Here is a 19,337-nt window from a genome sequence, read left to right on the forward strand (position 1 = left end):
ACCTGGCTCGACGGCGGGTTCGCCGCGTGGAGCTGCGCCATGGGAATGGCCGGGCCGTCCCATCCAAGGTCTCGCAGCGCTCGGGACCCACTGTGTACGTTTCATACACAGACTTAAAAATTTTACCGAAAATTAACCTAAGTTAGAGACTGCTTATGGATAGCCCATAGACTGCCCAAGCTGCTGTACATGTCGGCAGCCAAGAACTGCTCAAGGCTCCAGGTTGGGGTAACGGCCTGAAGCTTTAAAATGGGTTGGGTATCAAACTTTCAATTCAAGAGATGAGGGGCTTTGTTGGGCGCCGCTAAGCGGCTTTCGTTGGGGAAAGGGTGGGTATAAGTATGGGTTCAACAGTAGGACTGCACAACTACACTTCGACAAATCAATCGGGAGTTCCGTCTAGCGGAATAGAAAATGTCCACGAGCAGGCAGGCAAGCAATACCTTCTCATGCTGGACGGAAGGGCACTAGACCGCGAGTGTCTTGCATCGGCCCTTGAGGATCACGAACTCGGCATGGCGGTCGTCGCCATGGGTTCGATCGAAGAATGGCGCATGAAGAAGGGGGCAGCCCCTCCACTTGCAGCTATACTCTTCAACCTTGGCGGCCGGAAGGTCACCGATCATGGCATCGCCGACGAGATCAGGCATATTTCGTCCGAGTTCAAGTCGGTCCCCGTGGTCATCCTGGCTGACACCGAAGACCTTGGACAGATACTGACGGCTCTCGAATGCGGCGCACGCGGCTACATTCCGACCTCGGTCGGGATCGACGTCTGTGTCGAGGCGATCAACCTTGCGGCAGCGGGAGGCATCTTCGTCCCGGCGAGCAGTGTCCTTTCCATGCGGCACCTTATAGGTACAGGTAGCCGCGACACGCAGCCTTTGACGGGCATGTTCACGCTCAGGCAGGCAGAGGTTGCCCAGGCGCTTCGGCGCGGCAAGGCGAACAAGATCATCGCCTACGAGCTGAACCTGCGCGAAAGCACCGTGAAGGTCCACATCCGAAACATCATGAAGAAATTGAAGGCCAGCAACCGCACGGAAGTGGCCTACAAGGTCAATGATCTCTTCGCAGAGGGAGCTCTGGCCGAAGAGTGATTGCAAACAACAAGACGACCCGCCTTGGGTGAACCCTGGCGGGTCGTATTTGTACCGCACTACAGATTCATTCAATGACGGCCGATGGATTTCCGTTGCCTTGAATGGCGTCGGGAGCCGTCCGAGATATACGGTCGCGCTCCGACGCGGATGCCCCTAACTCCCGGCAGTGTGCCGGAGGTGGACATTTGCGGAGTGCTCCGAAACGCCTGCATCCCTAGCGATGATCTGGTTCCGTAGCACCCTGAAAAGCTGTTCCATTTGCTCGGTATCAGTCGGTGCCCGCCTGTGTATCCACCATAAGTGCTAACCGCTGACCTTATGGAGAACGCGAAATCCTGAGCCCAGCATGTAGACTTGCTGCCGGAATGGAGTGGTCGGCATGTCTGAGCAAAGCCTTCGTTTTCGCAAATCCGTCCGCCTGCAGGAACGCGGTCGTGAACTGATCCCGGGCGGTAGCCACACCTACGCAAAAGGCGAAGACCAGTATCCCGTCCTCGCACCGGGCTTCATCGAGCGTGGTTTGGGATGCCATGTCTGGGACGTCGACGGGAACGAGTACATCGAATACGGCATGGGCAACCGTTCCGTCGGGCTGGGACACGCCTACCCGACCGTGGTCAGAGCCGTGGAGGCAGCCCTCCAAGGTGGATCCAATTTCACGCGGCCGGCCAGGATCGAGGTCGACTGCGCCGAGACGTTCCTTGAGCTCATCGGCGCGCAGATGGTGAAGTTCTGCAAGGACGGATCGGATGCGACTTCGGGAGCCGTTCGCCTTGCCCGCGCCTACACGGGTCGCGATCTCGTTGCCTGCTGCGCCGACCATCCCTTCTTTTCGACAGACGATTGGTTCATCGGGACCACACCGATGAATGCCGGAATTCCGGAGGCGGTCCGAAAGCTCACCGTCACTTTCCGGTACAACGATATCGCCAGCGTAAAGGATTTGTTCGACAGGCACCCCGGCAAGCTGGCCGCCCTGATCCTCGAACCTTCCCGCGGCGACGATCCGGTGGACGGATTCCTGCATGAAGTCCAGCGTCTCTGCAGGGAAAAGGGCGCACTGCTCATTCTCGACGAGATGATCACCGGGTTCAGATGGCATGCGTCCGGGGCGCAGAAGCTCTATGGCATAGAGCCGGACTTGTCGACATTCGGCAAGGCGCTTGGCAATGGGTTTTCGGTCTCGGCCCTGGCGGGCAAACGCGAATACATGCGGCTCGGCGGCCTCGAGCATACGGACCGCCCAAGGGTGTTTCTGCTGTCGACCACGCATGGCGCCGAGACCCATGCGCTTGCGGCGGCGATCGCGACCATGCGGACTTACCAGAACGAGTCCGTGATCGAACACCTGCACCGTCAGGGGACGAAACTGAGGGCCGGGATCGCAGAGGCTGCCAGACGGCATGGGGTGGATGGCCACTTCAAGGTTGTCGGCCGTCCCTGCTGCCTGGCCTATGCCACGCTCGACCCAAACGGCAAGCCGTCACAGGCATACCGCTCGCTGTTCCTGCAGGAGACGATCAGGCGTGGCGTGCTCATGCCGTCTCTCGTCGTCAGCTACACCCACGACGACGCGGCCGTCATGCAGACGATAGAGGCCGTCGACGGCGCCCTGGCGGTCTATGCGCAGGCCCTGGAATCGGGAACGAGCCGTTTCTTGGTAGGTCGCCCCACGCAGGTTGTCTTCCGCCGTTATAACAATGGTGACAGCCGAGCTGAAATGACCGCTCCAGAGAGCCCTCCAGCCGCGAACAATGCGACCATGGGGCAATCCGAAGCCCGGCTCGCGGTAACATCCTGACGCCACGAAGGCGTTGCTTTCTCGTTCTCTTGGAGCAAGGACGGACCCTTATGCGGCAATCCCGCATTGTTTCCGCATGAGAGGATGGGACAGGATCTCACTTCCATTGCGGAAGCAGCAAGGTGCGGGCTTGTCAAGGCCCTTCAGGCGAGGTCGGCACAGGACGGGCCGAAGCCATCGCTGGCTTGCACAGGCGCCTTGCTGCCGCGGAATCCGCCGATCAATCTACAGCAGGAACTGGCTCGGGGAAGGTGTATATCCCTACCCATTTAACGGCTTCCTCGATCGTATCGAAGTTCTTGTGCAGCCCGCTCAGCAGGCCGAAGCCTGTCTCTAGGAACCACTTGCCTTTCGTGCAGTAGGCTTCCTCGTCGATCTGGGTAAGGACGGCGACCAGTTGGTCGGATTTCCACACCAGAACCCCGGATTCTCCGCCCTCGACCGTTCCGATGCGAGCTTCGCTGAAAGAGAATCCCGGCGCAATGATTGCATTGCCCATTTTGATAAAAATCCCTTCAATTTCAAAATGGAAGGCAGAAAAAGACAGAAGGTAAGCCATAGGACCGATGGCCAGCTTCTGTTGTATTTTTAACCCAGTGGTAGCGATTTAAGTAACAGATCGTCCGGTCAGTTCAACCCCCTTTTCACCCGTTTCATTCGGTCATCCACCATTCTCTTCTCGGCGAAAATATGTGTGAAAAGCCGCTAAAAAATCTTGACCTTTCGAAGCGTGAACGCCTCGGCGAAATGCTCGGGTGCCCGACATTCCATCCCGCGCAACCTGGCAAGGCCGGCGAATGTTTCGCGGTCGAACCAGTCCTTGGAGCGCTGCGTCCCGAAGTGCTCGTGAAGGAGTTCGATCTTGCGTTCCAGCACGTCGGCCGTAAGCGGCACGTAGGCGTTGGGCTGGCAAAGATCACCGTCCCATTTCGGAATCTCGTATTCGAGTACCAGATGGTCGCGGAAGACGTTCCAGGTCAGTTGGTTGACCTCCCGGTGGTCCTGATGGGCGTCGAACCTGGCGTGGGTCAACACCACGTCGGGATGAACCCGCGATCTTAGATCCACCAACCACTGCTTGATGGATCGACTATGGGTCGGAAAGTAGCTGTCTTCGAAATCGGCGACGTGGACTGTGGACGAGTGCGATCCCTGGAGAAAGGCCTCGGCCGAAGCCCTGGCTTCGGCAGACCGCTGGCCGCCGGCGCTCAGCACGCACCAATCGACATCCAGTTCGACCCCCGACGCGATCAGCCCGAGGATCGTACCTCCCGCACCGATCTCTATGTCGTCGGAATGGGCACCAAGGCAGAGGATCGAGAGTTTCTCCCCGCGACGTGCGAGGCCAAGTCCCCTCATGATGCAGCCATCACCATGCTGCGCCTGATTTTCTCCGCGGTGACCCTCCTATTCCAAGGCATGTCCCCCTTTTCGACCATGTCTTCGAGCGATTGCCAATCACGCAGCGTGTCCATCGAACGCCAGAACCCGTCGTGCTTGTACGCCATCAGCATGTTGTCATCGATCAATCGCTTGAAAGGTTCGATAACGAGTTCCTCGCCGTCACGCATGTAGTCGAAGATTTCGGGACGGAATACGAAGTAGCCGCCATTGATCCAGATCTCGGACGTCTCCGTCGTGCGGAACTCGCGCACGCGACCGTCTTCAGCTATGTCGGCCAAATGGTATGTCAGCGGCGCCCGCACGGCGAGGAAGCAGGCGATCTTGCCGCTGGCCTCGAACTTCGCGATCACATCGTCGAGGTCTACATTGGTCAGGCCATCTGAGTAGTTGGCCAGAAACATCTTCTCGTTCTTGACGTGATCCTTCGCAGCCCAGAGGCGTTCTCCGATGTTGCGCCAGATGCCCGTATCGAGCAGGGTGATGCTCCAGTCCTTGACCGTGTCACCCAGCAGCTTCACGTCCTGGCCTCCGTGCGTAACCACGCAATCGGAAAAGGTCTGTGGCCGGGTGTTCAGGAAGAAATCCTTGATGACGTTGGCCTTGTAGCCCAGGCACAGCACGAAATCGTCATGCCCGTAATCGCTGTACCACTGCATGACGTGGCGCAGGATCGGCTGGTGGCCGAGCGGAATCATCGGCTTTGGTATGCTTTCGGAATAGTCGCGGATCCGGGTCCCGCGGCCGCCGCAGAAAAGGACGACTTTCATCTCCGTAACTCCGATAGATCGATCACTGTCACAAAAGGAATTGGCACCACGAATTTCGCGCCCCAGGCGGCGACATGGTGCATCTGCTGAATGATCTCGTCCTTCAGGTTCCAGGGAAGGATCAGGATGTAGTCTGGCTTGGCCTCGTCGATCGCGTCGATGGGCTTGATCGGGATGTGCATGCCCGGCGTGAAGCGGCCGTGCTTGTAAGGATTGCGGTCCACCGTGAAGTCGAGGAAGTCGGTGCCGATGGCGCAGTAGTTGAGCAGCGTGTTGCCCTTGCCAGGCGCGCCGTAACCGCAAATCGTCTTGCCCTCGTTTTTGACCGAAACCAGGAACGCCAGGAGATCGCGCTTCGCGCGCTGCGCCTTGTAGCCGAAAGAGGCGTAGGTCGTCATTTCCGTAAGCCCATGCCTTTTTTCGCGCTCGAGGAGTTCGGCGACACTGTCATTCGTGGCCCGGCTGCTGTCCTCGTTGGCGAGATAAACACGCAACGAGCCGCCATGGGTGGGCAGTTCCTCGACGTCGATCAACCGCAGCCCGTGGCGGGCCGCCATCAGGTCGATCGTCAGCAGTGAGAAATATGAAAAATGCTCGTGATAGATGGTGTCGAACTGGTTCTCCATCATCAGCCGCTCGATGTGCGGGAACTCGAGAGTGACCACGCCCTCCGGTTTGAGCAGGATTTTTATTCCCGCGACGAAGTCGTTGAGATCGGGCACCTGCGCCAGGACGTTGTTGCCGATGATCAGATCGGCGCGGAGTCCCTCGGCCACCATCTGAAGTGCCAGCCGCACCCCGAAGAAGTCGACCCGGGTGGGCACGCCCTTCTCGACCGCCGCGCGCGCAACGTTGGCCGCGGGCTCGATGCCAAGCACGGGAACGCCGAGCGGCAGGAAGTGCTGCAGCAGGTAGCCGTCATTGCTTGCGAGTTCTACCGCGAAGCTGTCGGCGCCAAGCCCAAGTCGCTTCGTGATCGCTTCGCAATAAGCTTTCGAGTGGGCCACCCAACTTGTCGAGAAGGAAGAGAAGTAGGCATATTCGTTGAAAATGGTCTCGGGGCTCACATACTCCTTGAGCTGCACCAGGTAGCAGCGCTCACAGACCAGGACATTGAGTGGATAATACAGTTCCATCTGGTCAAGCTGGTCGGCCTGCAGGAAGCTCTCGCAAGGTGGCGACATGCCCAGGTCGACCAGACTGTGGCGCAGGCGCGATCCGCACAGCCTGCAGCTGACATTGCGGCGTGCCGTGTTCTGGTCGCGAGCAATTTCGACAGCCTGAATATTCATTCCGTACCCCTCTGTCGCCCTGGTTTGAAAAAACGGAGACGCGGTGGCCTGACAATGAACCTGTGCCCGCCGCGCTCCGCAGGGAGTGCATCTTTTCAACGCAGGTTAGGACGGGGCGCCCCGCGAGTTCGATTTGCCAATCCGTTGGGTGCCTTAATCCTTATAGGGAAACCGCGGGGGCAATGACTGCGCAAGGACCTCCGAACGGGGTAATGCGGTCGGCCCGGCATACCGCGATCGGAGAAGCCACCTAAGGCTTAGGTAGCTCTTCCAGCCCAGGCAGGCGGTGCCGACAATCCGACCGCGGTGCTAGCCCGGCTAACTGAGCCCGGCTACTAGGGATTTAGGCAGACATGCGGTTTACCGAAACGGAGCTGAAGGGTGTCTGGCTGATCGAGCCGACACCGGTGGTTGACGATCGCGGTTCCTTCACCCGCACATTCTGTGAAAAGGAGATGGCTGATTGCGGGCTGGCGACGCGCTTTGTCCAACACAGCCGCGCACATTCGGTAAAAAAAGGAACACTGCGGGGGCTGCATTTCCAGGACGACCCGTACGCCGAGGTGAAGCTCGTCTCCTGTGTCCGCGGCGCGATTTTCGATGTCGTGGTGGATCTGCGCCCGAACTCGCCGACACGGTACAATTGGCTGGGCTTCGAGCTGACGCCCCAGAACATGAGGCAGGTCTACATCCCTGCCGGCTTCGCTCACGGGCTGCAGACCCTTACGGACGATGCCGAGGTCTCGTATCTTATATCGCAATTCTATACACCCCATGCGTCGACGGGCGTGCGCTACAACGACCCTGCCTTTTCGATAGCCTGGCCGTTGATGCCGACGGCGATGTCGGAAAGGGATAAGGCGTGGCCGTTGCTCAAGCAAAGAACGGCCGCTGGAGCCCTATGAAGCCGCGGCCAGCAGACCGTGATCCGACAGCAATCTCGCGGCGGCGGCCAGTTCCCTGAACGGCAGACCCGAGCGCTCCGCCATCGCGAGAAGCGAATGCTGGCCGTCGGCGAGATTGAGCACCCAAAGCAGGGACATCGAGGTTGCTCCCGAAGACGCCTGCCCGCCCAGGGCGGCGTAGAGGCCGCGCTTGCCGAGTTGTGGTTCGCCCTTGGGACAGAGGTTCAACGGCGTCCAATCCCCTTCAACGATGTCGATCACGTCCGCCAGGATGCGGAAGGAATCCTCCAGGTACTCGGGCTTGATGAAGTCGAGATTGTCCGCCGAGGTGTGATATTCGGGGAAGGTGCCGTGGACGCTCCGCTGGAACATGCCGACCGGAAGATTGAAGCCCGGCGAACAATATTGCCTCTCGTCATAGCCGTAGGGTGAGAAATCCATCAACTTTGCCCCGGCTTCACGCCCCAGCACGTGAGCCATGGCACGATCGATGACGGCATCGCCACGACGGCTGCGTTTGTATGCAGGGCGTCCCGCGTCCCCCACGCATGACAGCACCAGACCATGGTCGATGAGATGTGTCCGGCCCTCGTTGCGAGACAGCCACGTGATCGACCCGATCGTGCCTGGAGCGAACAGGAAGCGGTAGCTGTATCGTGTCTTTCTTGCCTTCATGCTTTTCGCAAGGGTTGCCAGCAGGGCGAGGCCCGAACAGTTGTCGTTGGCCAATGAGGGATGGCAGATGTGCGCCGAAAGAAGGAATTCCCGTTCGGTCTGCCCGCGATGCAGGTATTCGCCGTAAGTGAGGCTGCCATCCTTGAGCTCGGCATCGATCTCCACCCGGTAGAGACCGTCGGGCATTTTGGCGACACGGTCGTAAGCCACGCAGAAGCCCCATGTCGGGGCGTAGTAGCTGGTGCGGTAGGGGATCACTCCCGGCTGGTCCGGCAGCGTATGGATATGCGACATCAACTCGTTGAGCGGCAGGATCCCCTTGAAGGGTACGCTGTAGTTGACGACGTGCAGGTTGGAGTCGGCAAAATCCACGACCGTTTGCCCGTCCGGGCCAATGATGCTGGCCGAGCGGACGTTCCATTCCTTTGGAACAGTCCAGTCGAACACCTGCGTGCCGGTGGGCACCTCATGCCGGTCCAGGCCGACGTGCCCCGACAGGATATCCAGCGTCTGCCGCACACCGTCCCCGGTGATGCTCCTGCAAATCGGAAAGAGACGTTCGGCTAAGTCATAGATTTCCTGGCCGAGGTCGATGGAAGACGGCGGCGGGCCGAGTCCCTCCGGGGTTATGTGTTCCATTCCAGTTAACCCGCCGCGGCCTCCAGCATTCGCGAAGGTTCGGTGACCCGCATCCGGTCATCCAGAAGCCGGTTTGCCAGAAGATACCGGATGTGGCCGATACGTTGGAAGCGCGGTCCTTCGAATTCCTCGAGAGTGACATTGGACTTGCCGTAGGCCTTGTAAAGCTGCTCGGCGCCCTTGCGCGCATCCCACTGCGGCTTGAAGGCAGGAAGGGAGCGCGCGATCTTGCCGAAGTCGACGCGGTAGGACCGCTTATCGGGTCCAGCATCCGACGCGAATTCAAGCCGGCAGCCCGGCACGACTTTGGCGACAATCTCGGCTATGTCGCGGATCCTGTAATTGTGGTCCGTCTGTCCCACATTGAAGGCCTCGTTATGGACGACCTCGCGCGGCGCTTCCAGTCCGGCGATGAACGCCCTGGAAATGTCCTCGATGTGGACGATCGGTCGCCACGGTGTCCCGTCCGACTTCAGGAGGATCACACCTTTGGTGACGGCCCAGGCGACCAGATTGTTCAGCACGATGTCGAAGCGGAGCCGGGGTGACAAGCCGTAGGCGGTGGCCGGCCGGAAATAGGTCGGAGAGAAGCTGCTGTCGGCCAATTCCGAGATATCCCGCTCCGAAAGCACCTTGGACCAGCCGTAGGGCGTGACCGGGTTCAGCTCGCCCGTTTCATCGACCATCCCCTCGCCCGCCTGGCCGTAATTGCTGCACGACGAGGCGAAGAGGAAGCGCGACACGCCGGCCTCCTTGGCCGCCTTCGCGAAACGAACGCTGCCCTTGTGGTTGATCTCATAGGTGATATCCGGATCGAGGTCGGACAGCGGGTCGTTGGAAAGAGCCGCCAGGTGGATGACGGCATCGAAACCCTCGAGGTCGCGCGCTTGCACGTCCCTGACGTCCTTTTGGATGGAGGGAACGGAAGCCTGCTCTCCGCCCGAAGCAAAGGTGCAGCGCCGGTAGAGATCGCTGTCGTAACCCGTCACCGAATGCCCCGCGCGGAGCAGCATAGGCACCATCACCGAGCCGATATAGCCTTGATGGCCCGTTACCATGACTTTCATCGCACACCTTTCCCCAACGGATATGATCGCGCAGAGGCTACTTGGGCTGAAAACAGTGAGGGAGAACGCCAATAGGCGATCAGGATGGCCCGTTGGACGAAGCCTCGCCGCCCGCTACCTCTTTCGGGTGGTGCGCGGCTAATCCTTTCGGCGATCGGCGTGAGCCGGATCCACACCCCAGTTGGCGGACGCCGCTGCCTCGCCTTGCTGTCTTGGGCGCACACCTGGCCTTCGCTGACTGCGCGCAGCTTGTGCATGGCGTTGGCCTTGCTCCATAGGACCCTAAGGCGTGAGTTCCAGAATCCAGTCCGGGTAGCCGCGGCTGTTGAGCTCTGGCGGCTTGAAAGTTGTGCGCTCCGCCTTGAAAGGGGAACCTTCGACATCCGTCAATTCCCCGCTGGTGGGATCGCGCCAGCGGGCGTGGACGATAGTCTCCGAAAGCTGCGCGAGGTCGACGGTGACGGCCTCGTTGCTGGGCATGTAGACGACGGCGTAGGAGCCGTCCTTGGCCATCGCGGCGACCGCCCTCCCCATGTCCTTGCCCATGCCATCGACAAGAAATCTGTTCTTGCTGTCGGGTTCCAGCAGCCACCATTTTATCGACGAGATGAAGGCTATAAGCACCTCCATGCTCTTTGCGCCGGGACTGTCGAGGGCCTCCTTCCACTCCATGGTCTGCTGATGGAGGCCGGGCCCGTCGAAATGCCAGATCGGGTTGTTGCCATAGAGATGCCCGAATGCGCCCGAGAGGATCGCCTGGTAAGCCTGGACGCGGATCCGGTACTCGTCGGCATCGTATTCGAATTCGTAGGCAGTCTCGATCAGGAAGAAAGGCATACCCCTGGCGAGATCGTACTCCCTGATCGCTGTCGTATAGACCGGGCCATAGGTGAAGACGTTGTTCACCTTCAGCCAGGTTTCCGGGCCCCAGAAATCGAGCGGCGCCGTATCGGAATGGCCGTGGAAAGTGCTGAGAGCATCGGGGTCCTCGTCCATGATGCCTTTGGCGAGAGCCCTGACCAGATCTTTGTCCGCAGGATTGTAGTCGCCGCCGTTGACCCACATGATGTTGTCGAAGCGTCGGTAGCGACGTCCAACAAAATGGCCATAGGCCGCAAGCTCCCCTGCCCCTGCAGCCGCCATTTCCTGATACCAACCGTCACCGCCACCGCCATATCCGAGATATGCCGGAGCGAGCAGCACCAGGAAACCAAGATCGCAAGCCCTCTGCAGGATGCGATCGGCATGGGCGAAATATGCCTCGTTGGGAACAACGAAATCTTGGTTGTCGGCGAATGGCCTGTCGCCATACGCGTCTGCAGGCGCGTTGCGGGAAAATCGGTGCTCGATGAGGTTGACCAGAACGGTGTTGAACCCGCGAGCCTTGCGGTCCTCAAGGTAGAGGTAAGCGTCCTCGTCCGTCAGGTCGCCGATCAGCGACCAGGGCGAGTCTCCGTGCATGAAGAACGGATGGCCTTCCCTGTCGACCGGGTAGTTTTTTCCGGATTCGATCCGCAAAGGGAACTTTGTCCCGCCAGAACGCTCACAGGCCAAGCTTCCGGTCGCCATAGCCGCCAAAAGGGCGCTGGCCATCAGAACAGATGCGAGGCGCACTGCCTTGACGCTCCTCTTGCTCACCCGGGGGGCGGCGCTGCGGACACGTCGCGGGTGGCAGCGTGTTGGGATCTGAATTCCGATGAATCGATGATGCCGAAGGCCAGGTCCTCTCGCGTCATGGTCCCCGCGCGCAGCTGCCGAGAATAGGTTTCTATCCCGTAATCGTCAGCGGGACGGTTGAGAAACAGCATGTAAAGGAAACCGATGTAGGCGCGGTCCGTAAGGCCGATCGTAGCATAGCTGGTCTGGAACTCGTCCGAGCGCATGAGTTCCACGGCCATTCCACCGATCGTCCTGTCCCCGCTTTCAAGAGCAGCCGACCACTGATCCACGCTTTGGGTGTCGCCCTCACGCCCAAGCACGAGGCAGTAGGCGAGGCTCGCCTGCCTCACATATACGGACTTGTTCGCGGCCGTCGCCTCTGGGTCGCACTCCCGATGCGGCTTGGGCAGCGGCTGCGGGCCGCGGGTGAAGTCACGCACCGTCTTGTAGGCGGGCTTCGGTTCGCCGACCCTCCATTTGCCCTCGGATGCAGCGGTGAGCCTCACCAGCCCCATGTTGGCTTCGAAGCCGGGGGCCCAGTAGGTCTCATCGAACAGTTCGTAGATTTGCGCGGCCTCGACCTTGTACTTCTCGTTGAGCTCGCGAAGCCGCGTCATTGTCTGCTTGATACCATCGGCCTGCTGCCGCTCGCCGCGCTGACTTCCATTGGCACTGTTGAATTCGGTGACCCAGATCGGCTTGCCGTATGCCGAGATTTCGCGGAAAGCCCATTCCGGGTCCTCGCCATACATGTGCCAGACCGAGATGTCCCAGGCGATCCCGTCCTGCTTCATCCGCGCGAAAGCGCCGGTGTGACCCCATCCGGCGGTGCCAATCGCCTTCCTGATGCCCGGATCGACCTCTGTCATGCCGTCGGACAGACCTTTGAGGACGGCGCTCACCTTCACCCAGCGCGGGCCGTAGTAATCGAGCGCTCCGGTTCCTCCTGCAGGTCCCCATTCACATGGATATTGCGAGCCGTCGTCGCGTTTCTCGCAGGGCTTGATGATGGCGTAGTTCTCCATCTCGTTGCCAAGTTCCCAAACGCGGATATCGCTCTTGAACCTGGTGCCAAGGGCGATCGCCAGTTTCCGGGTCTTCCCGTAGAGCTCTTCCGGGCTATCCTTGTCCAGGTCGATGCCCGCGGGGGTGATCAAAGGCAGGATCTCGATCCCTCTGGTCTTTCCGGCGTCGACAAGGGCGGCAAGCGTATCAGCGTTGTCTTCGCTGGTTATGTTGACCCTGTATGATTTCAGGCCGAGATTCTTGACGAAGTCGAGCTGCAACTCAACCGGGATGCCCGGATAGGCGGTTATCGGATGGCCGTTGACGCCCCAGAGGACATCTGCGGAAGCAGGCGCAACGGTCACCAGCAGGCAGGCCGCAGCGGTTGCGAAACGAAAGGACATGGCAACAGCCTCCGCTGCCCGATTTCAAATTCAGCCCGGATTGTCGGGCATGTGATCGGGGGTAGCAATTTGCTCATACGGGTGAACAGGGTACTTGCACTACCCCTTTCGGAGACTGCTCCTTAGGCCCGCGTCGTCAATGGACGGCCGCCGGTTGGATTACCTTGGCAGACTGCCAGCCTCCAGCGGCGGCGGCCTCCGCTGAAGGATTGTGACCTTCCGTAGCAGCTCCAGAATTGGCTTTTCCACGAAGAGATGCGTCAGAACACCGACAACAAGGCACAAGCATATGATCATGGGAGCGAAGGAAACCTGTGATACTCCCCCAACGAATGTCGCCTTGATTAGCCAACCATACCCCAGCATCACAAAGATGTGGGTCAGGTAGATGGCATAAGATGCATCCCCAAGCAGGATCACTCCCCGGCCGGCCTTCGATCGCGGTCGCTTGGTCTTGAGGAAGGCCCCCACTATCAAAGTTGCTGGAAGGCCCCATGCGATGACTCGCAATATGGCTGTATCGCCGGGATGACTAACGAAGACTGGAGAAACAATTATCAAGAAAAACCCGAGCGCGCCGAGTGCCGGCGGATATTCCCATTTACTTCTTGAGATAAACAATAGCGCTATGGCAATACCAAAGCAAAACTCAAGCACGATAGGGCTAGAGATAAATTCAGAAAAACTTGAATCCTGAATCCAACGCCCCAACACAATTCCGCAGATCATAAGCAAAACTGTCAAGATGGATGTCTGAACGAGCTTGCCGAAAATGAGACATATCGCGAAGGCGACATAAAAATACATCTCATATGAAAGCGTCCATGCGACAAATATCAATTTGTCCCCTGGAAGCAAAAATATAGAATTAAAAATTGAAAACTCGCCTATGTTTTTGTGCTTCAAAAACCCAACCAGCGATATTGCCAGTATCCCAGCGCTGCAGATCCAATACAGCGGAAATATTCTTCTTGCCCGTTTGATCATGAAACGCCCAGGTGTATCCGCAGCTCGACCAGGCGGAAAGCTCACATACACCATGATGAAACCGCTGATTACGAAGAAGAGATCTACGCCTGCCGCACCGAAAGTCGCCATCCAAACCGGGCTGAACCGCCCAGCTTCCGATCCATCGGACATGTCGAGGGTGTGGCGAATGACGACGCCCGAGGCTGCGATCGCACGCAGTATCTGCAGTCCATACAGTTCGCGATCCTGCTGGTCCATCCCATCCGGTCCTGTGAGAAAGAGGGGCAAAGGGGTCACTGACCCTACGTCTAACCGGCCTTAATACAAGGCATCCCTCCGACGTGGCCCTCCTACGTCCGACGAATGATCCCTGCTTGCTCGTTGGGCAAATATTCCGCCAACCGACCGCCCCGACGACTTCAGCCGCCGGCGGGCCGGCTCAGGCGCGGACGGAGCACTTGGGTTTGCGCTACCGCTTTAGGCGGCTGTATTCCTCGCCTATTGGACGCCATGACTTTCAACTGGGTTTGTCCGACTATCCCTCGGGACGCAGGCGGCGGGTCGCCTCGGTCGGGAAGGTACACGCATGCTTTCGGTGAAACGCGCACTCCTGATGAGCGTGGGCGAACGCTACGTGCTGCTCGTGACGAATTTTGCCACAGCAGCTTTGATTTCCCGGATACTGACGCCCAAGGAGATCGGGGTGTCGGTGATCGCCATGGCCATCATGGCGATGGCCCTGTCGCTAAGGGAGTTCTCCAGTGCGAGCTTCCTCATCCAGCGCGAGGAACTCAGCCGTGAAGATATCCGCGGCGCCTCTACGGTAATGTTCATCCTCACCGGGGTCATCGCCGTCGCTCTCGTCGTCGTTTCCCCTCTTCTGGCCTCGTTCTACAGCGAGCCGACCCTCATCCCCTACTTCAGGGTTGTCGCGGCCTGTCTCTTTCTCGACACCTCTTTGACCCTGATAACCGCTCTGCTGCGGAGGGAAATGTCCTTCGGCAAGGTCGCGGCCATCGACATAGTGGCAGCGGTGACGAATTCCGCAGCCACGATCATCCTGGCACTGGCGGGCTTCAGCTACATGAGTTTCGTCTGGGCGTGGTTGATCGGCAGCGGTCTTGCCGCAGGCCTCGCTTTCGCCCTATGGCCGCATTTCTGGATGTTCAAACCATCCCTCGCCAACTGGCGAGGAATGGTTTTGTTCGGCGGATACAACGGCGCCATCGCCATTCTTTTCCGCATCTTTGACGCGTTGCCCCTACTCCTGCTCGGCCGCTTCGTATCGCCGAATGCTGCAGCCTTGTTCAGCAGGACGCTCTGGATCGGCCAGATCCCCGACAAGCTGGTTATCGGAGGCGCCATGGCGGTCGTGCTGCCCGCCTTCTCGGCGGAGGTCAGGCAAGGCAGGGATTTGAAACGTCCCTATCTATCCGCCCTTTCCCTCATCACCGCACTCCACTGGCCGGCCCTCCTCGTGCTGTCGGTTTTGGCGTACCCGACCGTGAACATCGCGCTTGGTCACCAGTGGACCGAGGTCGCGCCGCTCGTGCAAATCGTCGCAATCGCGTTGCTGTTCTCCTTCAGTTTCGAACTCAACTACCCCGTAATGGTTGCGATGGGGGCGATCCGCGACTTGTACATCCGCGCGCTGATCGCCTTCCCAATTTYGGGCATTCTCCTCTCCGCAGCCATTGTCTTCGGCGGATTGCAGGCAGCCGCCTGGTGCATGCTAGTGACTGTTCCCTTCCAGGCATATATTGCCCTGAGCTTCGTCCGGCGCAGCCTTGGACTTGGACGCATGGAGATCGCCGCGGCGCTAGGCAAAAGTGCTGTCGTTGCCTTCGCGAGCGCTGTCCCTCCCCTCGCAGCCGTGGGGATTTCCGGTTCCGGCTTCGACCTCTCCAATATGGAAGCCATTGTGGCGGGACTGTTGGCGTTCGGGGGATGGTCGGCTGGATTGATCATCACCCGGCATCCCCTGCTCGATGAGATCATCAAGATTTTCCCGGGACTCCGGCGGGCACGGGTTTCGGTAGGTTGATACCGAAACTTATCCGAGATCCCGCGCCACCAACTCGCGGCAAGTCGACGGGAGGACTGCTCAGACGGAGGGCCCCGGAAGCTGTCCAATGAGCCTGGAAATTCTGATCCGATACGCTCTCCTGCGCAATCTGTTGACCTTGTAGGTTAACCCCAGATACGCAGGGGGAATATTCAGACCGAGTTCCCCGCAGTTGCAAGATATACGGCCGAGTACAGACCGTTCCTGGCTGTCGATGCGATGTGCCACCGCCGGCAGGAATTTCTCCGGCCCCGTATAGTGGCGGATCAACGCCCGATCCCAATAGCTTGTCTGGAATGCCGACTTCTGCACGTTGAACTCCACGGGAAGCGTCTCCCATGCACCTTGGGCCGCGATGTTGAAGGCGCATTGGTCGATATGGGTGCATGAGCCGTCCCAATAGGGACAGAAGTACGCGTGCGACTTTAGAGCGGACGAGAACCGTTCGGGAATTCCCGACCCAATCCATCGAGACACATCGATAGCCATAAAGCCCGAATTGAAGTAACGCCGTTCGAGGCCATGCTTGTCGCAGTTCTCAAAGAATGCGCGGTTGTCGAGACCTGTGCAGATGGAAAGGTCGGGCACGGCCGCCAGAGGTCGCGTCGTCGGGGCGGCAGCTGCCAGATCAAGAGGCCGCACGGCCAGTGTATCATTGTCGAGGTAACAGACGACATCGTGATCGCCCGAGACGGCGGCGATCGCTGCGGTTTTTTCATAGGCAGTCGATGTTATGTGGCCATGACCGGGTAAACCCCGGTCGACCGTCGGAAGGCTGTGGGTCGCCAGCCGATGACCCTTCGCCTGGAGGATCCTGAGCACCGTCGGCGGAGGGGCCGAGCTGAACCCCGATTGGACGATGTGGATGTCTATCCCCCGTGCATGATTTAATCCCAACGCCACCGCGCTGGCATAGGTGAGGTCATCACGCTTGCCGTCGGTCAGGTAAACGACCCCGATGCGCTTTTCGGTCATGCGTTATCCTCTACGCGGACGGCATCCGATCCGAGGCTGAGCCAGCGTGATGGCAGCCACATGGCCGGTCACATCGTTTCTCAATGCCGGCTCCAGGCCTCCGCTAGGCGCGTGCGGATGTGGCCTAGCGGATTGGGCATATGGGCCAGGTAGTCTACAGGCGGAATGTAGGCCAAGCTTGGCGAGAGCTGAGCCGCAAATTTAAGCAGATCAAAACCAGCTGCTCGCTCACCGCGCGCGATGTGTGAAAGGCCGGACCAGTATGCGCGCTTTCCGAGGTTTCGGTAAACGCCCCTGCGCAACCGTTCCACCCCGGGCACGGAGGCTGCCTCGTGCGAGAAAAAACTATCGAAGGTGAGTTTCTTCTCGATCATGTCCCGCTTGAAGTCCTGCCAGAATATGGCGGATAGATTCGCGCCGTGCACGCGCCGTATTCCGTGAATCGCCTTTGTCAGCGCTGCTCTCCGGCCCAGCGAGAGCCGCAGGAACATTTCCAAGTCCTCGCTGAACGATATCTCCGGCCTGAAATGGCCAACCCGTTTGAGGTCGGCGGTTCTCATCACCGCTGCGCCGCCTCCAAACAACACCTTGCTGGGAAGCGACCGTTCCAGGGCGAACGATTCCATGGACAGAAATCGCCAGTCATGTGCGTCTGAATTCTCCACGGCCGGGAAGGGCCGGTCCTCATGCCAAACCAGTTCGCCTCCACACGCAAAGGAAACATCGGGTTCCCGCTCAAGAACCGACAGGGCACGTTTAAAACAACCCTCGACGAGTAGATCGTCGGCACAAAGTATCACAAAATACTTCGAGACGGCCCAATCGATGCCCTCATTGCAGGATGCGTGCAACCCGAGATTTTTTTCGCGTGCGATAACCGTTACCCGCCTGTCATGGCTTGCCAGTTCATTTGCAACATCGACACTGTCGTCGGTTGACGCATTGTCAACGATCAGAATCCTGATGTCTTCTACTTTCTGGCGCACGATGCTCTGGACGGACTGAGGCAAGTAGCGCCCGTAGCAGTAATTTGGAATCACAACGTCGATTAGTGGCATTGATCAACCTTCACGAATTTGTTGAACGTGGGAGCATCTGCTCATCTGTTTCACCAAGACGGCGATCCGACCTTCGGTGTCGCTTTCATGGATTCTTGCGTCGTCCATGCCCGCCGCTCTCAGCTTCACGACAAGATCGGACGAGACACCGCATGGGCGAAAACTTGGGTTCGAAGAAGAACCTCCTGGTCCAAAAGTTGTTGCCGGTATCGCGAAACCGTTTCGCGAACTTCCTGCGCTCGCAATTCCCGCTCGGCAAGGAGTGCATCCAGCCGCGACTCCAGCCATTCGACGCTGAAGGTTTCGACGCTGGTGCAAAAGGCCGATAGACCTGTGTCGGCAGCAAGTGCGTCGTGCTTTTCGAGGTATCCGAGAGATATGACAGGGAGCCCGACCCGCAGGGCGCAAACAACATTGTGAAATCGGGTGGCGACCACGACGTCAGTCGTCTGCATTTGCGCCATGACGTCGTGCAGCGATGCAGACCGACTGAAAACGACCCGGGCCAAATCAGCGTCGGAAAGCCGGCCGCGGAGTCGCTCGATGAGATCGACCACCGCAACCTCGTCATTGTCCTGGCCCAGGATAAGTCGAATGTCGAAGCCTCGCGTCACAGTGCGTGCGACAAACTCCGCGAGCTTGGCAATGTACGTCTGATAGATTGAGTCATTTCCACCCGTGCGACCGCGGTAGTTCATCACGCCCACACCAACAACAGTGGTCTCGGAGACTTCACGCTCGACGTTCAGGATTGGTAGTCCGAAAGCAAGATCGGGAAAAACCCGGTCGTTCGCAACATCAACCCCGAGGCTTCCGACGAATTCGCGTGAAATCCTATCGCGAAACGAACGATATGACGCGCAGCGGGCAGTCCAGGCGAAGAACACGCGACTGAGGGGGTGGTAAGCAGGCCCGGCGCCGATGCTCGCAAATGCGACGACACAGCCCCTTAGCCGCGCCATCAGGAACCACTTAAGGAAAACGTAGGGCATTCCAAACGGAGTGTCGCCAAAATCATCGAAAGCGCCAGTTCCGGGCAGTATGACAGCATCAAAGCCACGAAGTTTGCGGAAGGCGCGGATCGGTCCCCACATTTTGTAGGGCACTCGACCGAGCATGCGGTTCGCCAAGTCGAGCCAACGCGACTTGATGGCCGGCCGCGTCAATCTGATGGTCTCCACGCCGAAGGCTTGCTCGACGGATTCGGGCCATGTGCAGATCACGGAAAGTTCGGCCTCGGGGCAAATCCGCCTGAGCGTGTCGATCATCGCCTCGAGTGAGCCGTCATTGCCGAAGTTGCCGACGCCAAACTGCCCTAACAGGCCAATCCGAATTCGCTTTGTGCTTGGCACTGCATGCGCGTGGTCGTAGCCATTGATCCATCGATGCGATGGGAGCTGAGGCTCAAGCACGGTTTCAGTTTGCGTTTTTTGGGACTGCATAAGAACCCGTGGCTTTCAAGTGAGTGAGTGAGTGCAGTGCACTATAGAACCACCTGTCCGTTTCTTCGCCTCAACCTATGGGCTGAAGAACACCTCTTTTTGGGTGT

At 59.0% G+C, this 19,337-nt stretch carries 16 protein-coding genes; 4 read left to right on the plus strand and 12 right to left on the minus strand.

The annotated features are described in order from the left end of the window. Positions 1-341: 341 nt before the first annotated feature. Together AC1DZP_RS06880 and AC1DZP_RS06885 are read left to right on the plus strand one after the other, a co-directional pair. Positions 342-1,100, plus strand: a complete 759-nt coding sequence (locus tag AC1DZP_RS06880) for a LuxR C-terminal-related transcriptional regulator (RefSeq protein ID WP_477225795.1) — start codon at positions 342-344, stop codon at positions 1,098-1,100. Positions 1,101-1,482: 382 nt separating this feature from the next. Further along, complete coding sequence (locus AC1DZP_RS06885; RefSeq protein ID WP_477301047.1) at positions 1,483-2,904, plus strand: glutamate-1-semialdehyde 2,1-aminomutase; 1,422 nt, start codon at positions 1,483-1,485, stop codon at positions 2,902-2,904. Positions 2,905-3,124: 220 nt separating this feature from the next. Here the strand turns inward: AC1DZP_RS06885 and AC1DZP_RS06890 are convergent, their stop codons facing one another. The 4 genes from AC1DZP_RS06890 to AC1DZP_RS06905 form a co-directional block, all read right to left on the minus strand. Then, a complete protein-coding gene (locus AC1DZP_RS06890) occupies positions 3,125-3,463 on the minus strand; it encodes a hypothetical protein (RefSeq protein ID WP_477301049.1) in 339 nt (112 codons plus the stop codon). A gap of 146 nt (positions 3,464-3,609) precedes the next feature. Continuing rightward, the gene (locus AC1DZP_RS06895) at positions 3,610-4,263 is read right to left on the minus strand and encodes a PIG-L deacetylase family protein (RefSeq protein WP_095080666.1); all 654 of its coding nucleotides are present in this window, start codon (positions 4,261-4,263) and stop codon (positions 3,610-3,612) included. After that, complete coding sequence (locus tag AC1DZP_RS06900) at positions 4,260-5,075, minus strand: sugar phosphate nucleotidyltransferase (RefSeq protein WP_477301052.1); 816 nt, start codon at positions 5,073-5,075, stop codon at positions 4,260-4,262. The genes AC1DZP_RS06895 and AC1DZP_RS06900 overlap by 4 nt, the downstream gene beginning before the upstream one ends. Next, a complete protein-coding gene (locus AC1DZP_RS06905; RefSeq protein WP_477301054.1) occupies positions 5,072-6,367 on the minus strand; it encodes a methyltransferase domain-containing protein in 1,296 nt (431 codons plus the stop codon). Before AC1DZP_RS06905 ends, AC1DZP_RS06900 begins: the two co-directional genes overlap by 4 nt. Positions 6,368-6,720: 353 nt before the next feature. Here AC1DZP_RS06905 and rfbC point away from each other — a divergent pair, with 353 nt between their 5' ends. Further along, complete coding sequence (rfbC, locus tag AC1DZP_RS06910; protein ID WP_477301056.1) at positions 6,721-7,272, plus strand: dTDP-4-dehydrorhamnose 3,5-epimerase; 552 nt, start codon at positions 6,721-6,723, stop codon at positions 7,270-7,272. Here rfbC and AC1DZP_RS06915 read toward each other — a convergent pair. The 5 genes from AC1DZP_RS06915 to AC1DZP_RS06935 all read right to left on the minus strand — a co-directional run bounded on the left by AC1DZP_RS06915 (position 7,267) and on the right by AC1DZP_RS06935 (position 13,948). Continuing rightward, positions 7,267-8,586: a DUF4910 domain-containing protein gene (locus AC1DZP_RS06915; protein ID WP_477301058.1), complete on the minus strand. Its 1,320-nt coding sequence runs from the start codon at positions 8,584-8,586 to the stop codon at positions 7,267-7,269. The two genes, rfbC and AC1DZP_RS06915, sit on opposite strands and share 6 nt — an antisense overlap. 5 nt (positions 8,587-8,591) lie before the next feature. After that, positions 8,592-9,653: an NAD-dependent epimerase/dehydratase family protein gene (locus AC1DZP_RS06920; RefSeq protein ID WP_477301060.1), complete on the minus strand. Its 1,062-nt coding sequence runs from the start codon at positions 9,651-9,653 to the stop codon at positions 8,592-8,594. Positions 9,654-9,935: 282 nt separating this feature from the next. Beyond that, positions 9,936-11,171 (minus strand): glycoside hydrolase family 140 protein, encoded by a 1,236-nt coding sequence (locus AC1DZP_RS06925; RefSeq protein ID WP_457154229.1) that lies wholly within the window; start codon positions 11,169-11,171, stop codon positions 9,936-9,938. A gap of 116 nt (positions 11,172-11,287) precedes the next feature. Further along, positions 11,288-12,721 (minus strand): DUF4214 domain-containing protein, encoded by a 1,434-nt coding sequence (locus AC1DZP_RS06930; protein WP_477301063.1) that lies wholly within the window; start codon positions 12,719-12,721, stop codon positions 11,288-11,290. 159 nt (positions 12,722-12,880) lie between these two features. Further along, the gene (locus AC1DZP_RS06935) at positions 12,881-13,948 is read right to left on the minus strand and encodes an acyltransferase family protein (protein ID WP_477225786.1); all 1,068 of its coding nucleotides are present in this window, start codon (positions 13,946-13,948) and stop codon (positions 12,881-12,883) included. A 328-nt stretch (positions 13,949-14,276) separates the two neighbouring features. On the opposite strand from AC1DZP_RS06935, the gene AC1DZP_RS06940 reads away from it, so the two are divergent. Beyond that, positions 14,277-15,734, plus strand: a complete 1,458-nt coding sequence (locus AC1DZP_RS06940) for an oligosaccharide flippase family protein (protein ID WP_477301065.1) — start codon at positions 14,277-14,279, stop codon at positions 15,732-15,734. Positions 15,735-15,794: 60 nt separating this feature from the next. Here AC1DZP_RS06940 and AC1DZP_RS06945 read toward each other — a convergent pair whose 3' ends face one another. From AC1DZP_RS06945 to AC1DZP_RS06955, 3 genes are all read right to left on the minus strand, one after another. Further along, positions 15,795-16,730 (minus strand): glycosyltransferase family 8 protein, encoded by a 936-nt coding sequence (locus AC1DZP_RS06945; RefSeq protein ID WP_095080638.1) that lies wholly within the window; start codon positions 16,728-16,730, stop codon positions 15,795-15,797. A gap of 80 nt (positions 16,731-16,810) precedes the next feature. Beyond that, complete coding sequence (locus AC1DZP_RS06950; protein WP_477301067.1) at positions 16,811-17,788, minus strand: glycosyltransferase family 2 protein; 978 nt, start codon at positions 17,786-17,788, stop codon at positions 16,811-16,813. A 125-nt stretch (positions 17,789-17,913) separates the two neighbouring features. Further along, the gene (locus AC1DZP_RS06955) at positions 17,914-19,230 is read right to left on the minus strand and encodes a polysaccharide pyruvyl transferase family protein (RefSeq protein WP_477301069.1); all 1,317 of its coding nucleotides are present in this window, start codon (positions 19,228-19,230) and stop codon (positions 17,914-17,916) included. Positions 19,231-19,337: the final 107 nt, after the last annotated feature.

The organism is Mesorhizobium sp. P2_F8 (genome assembly GCF_056403655.1).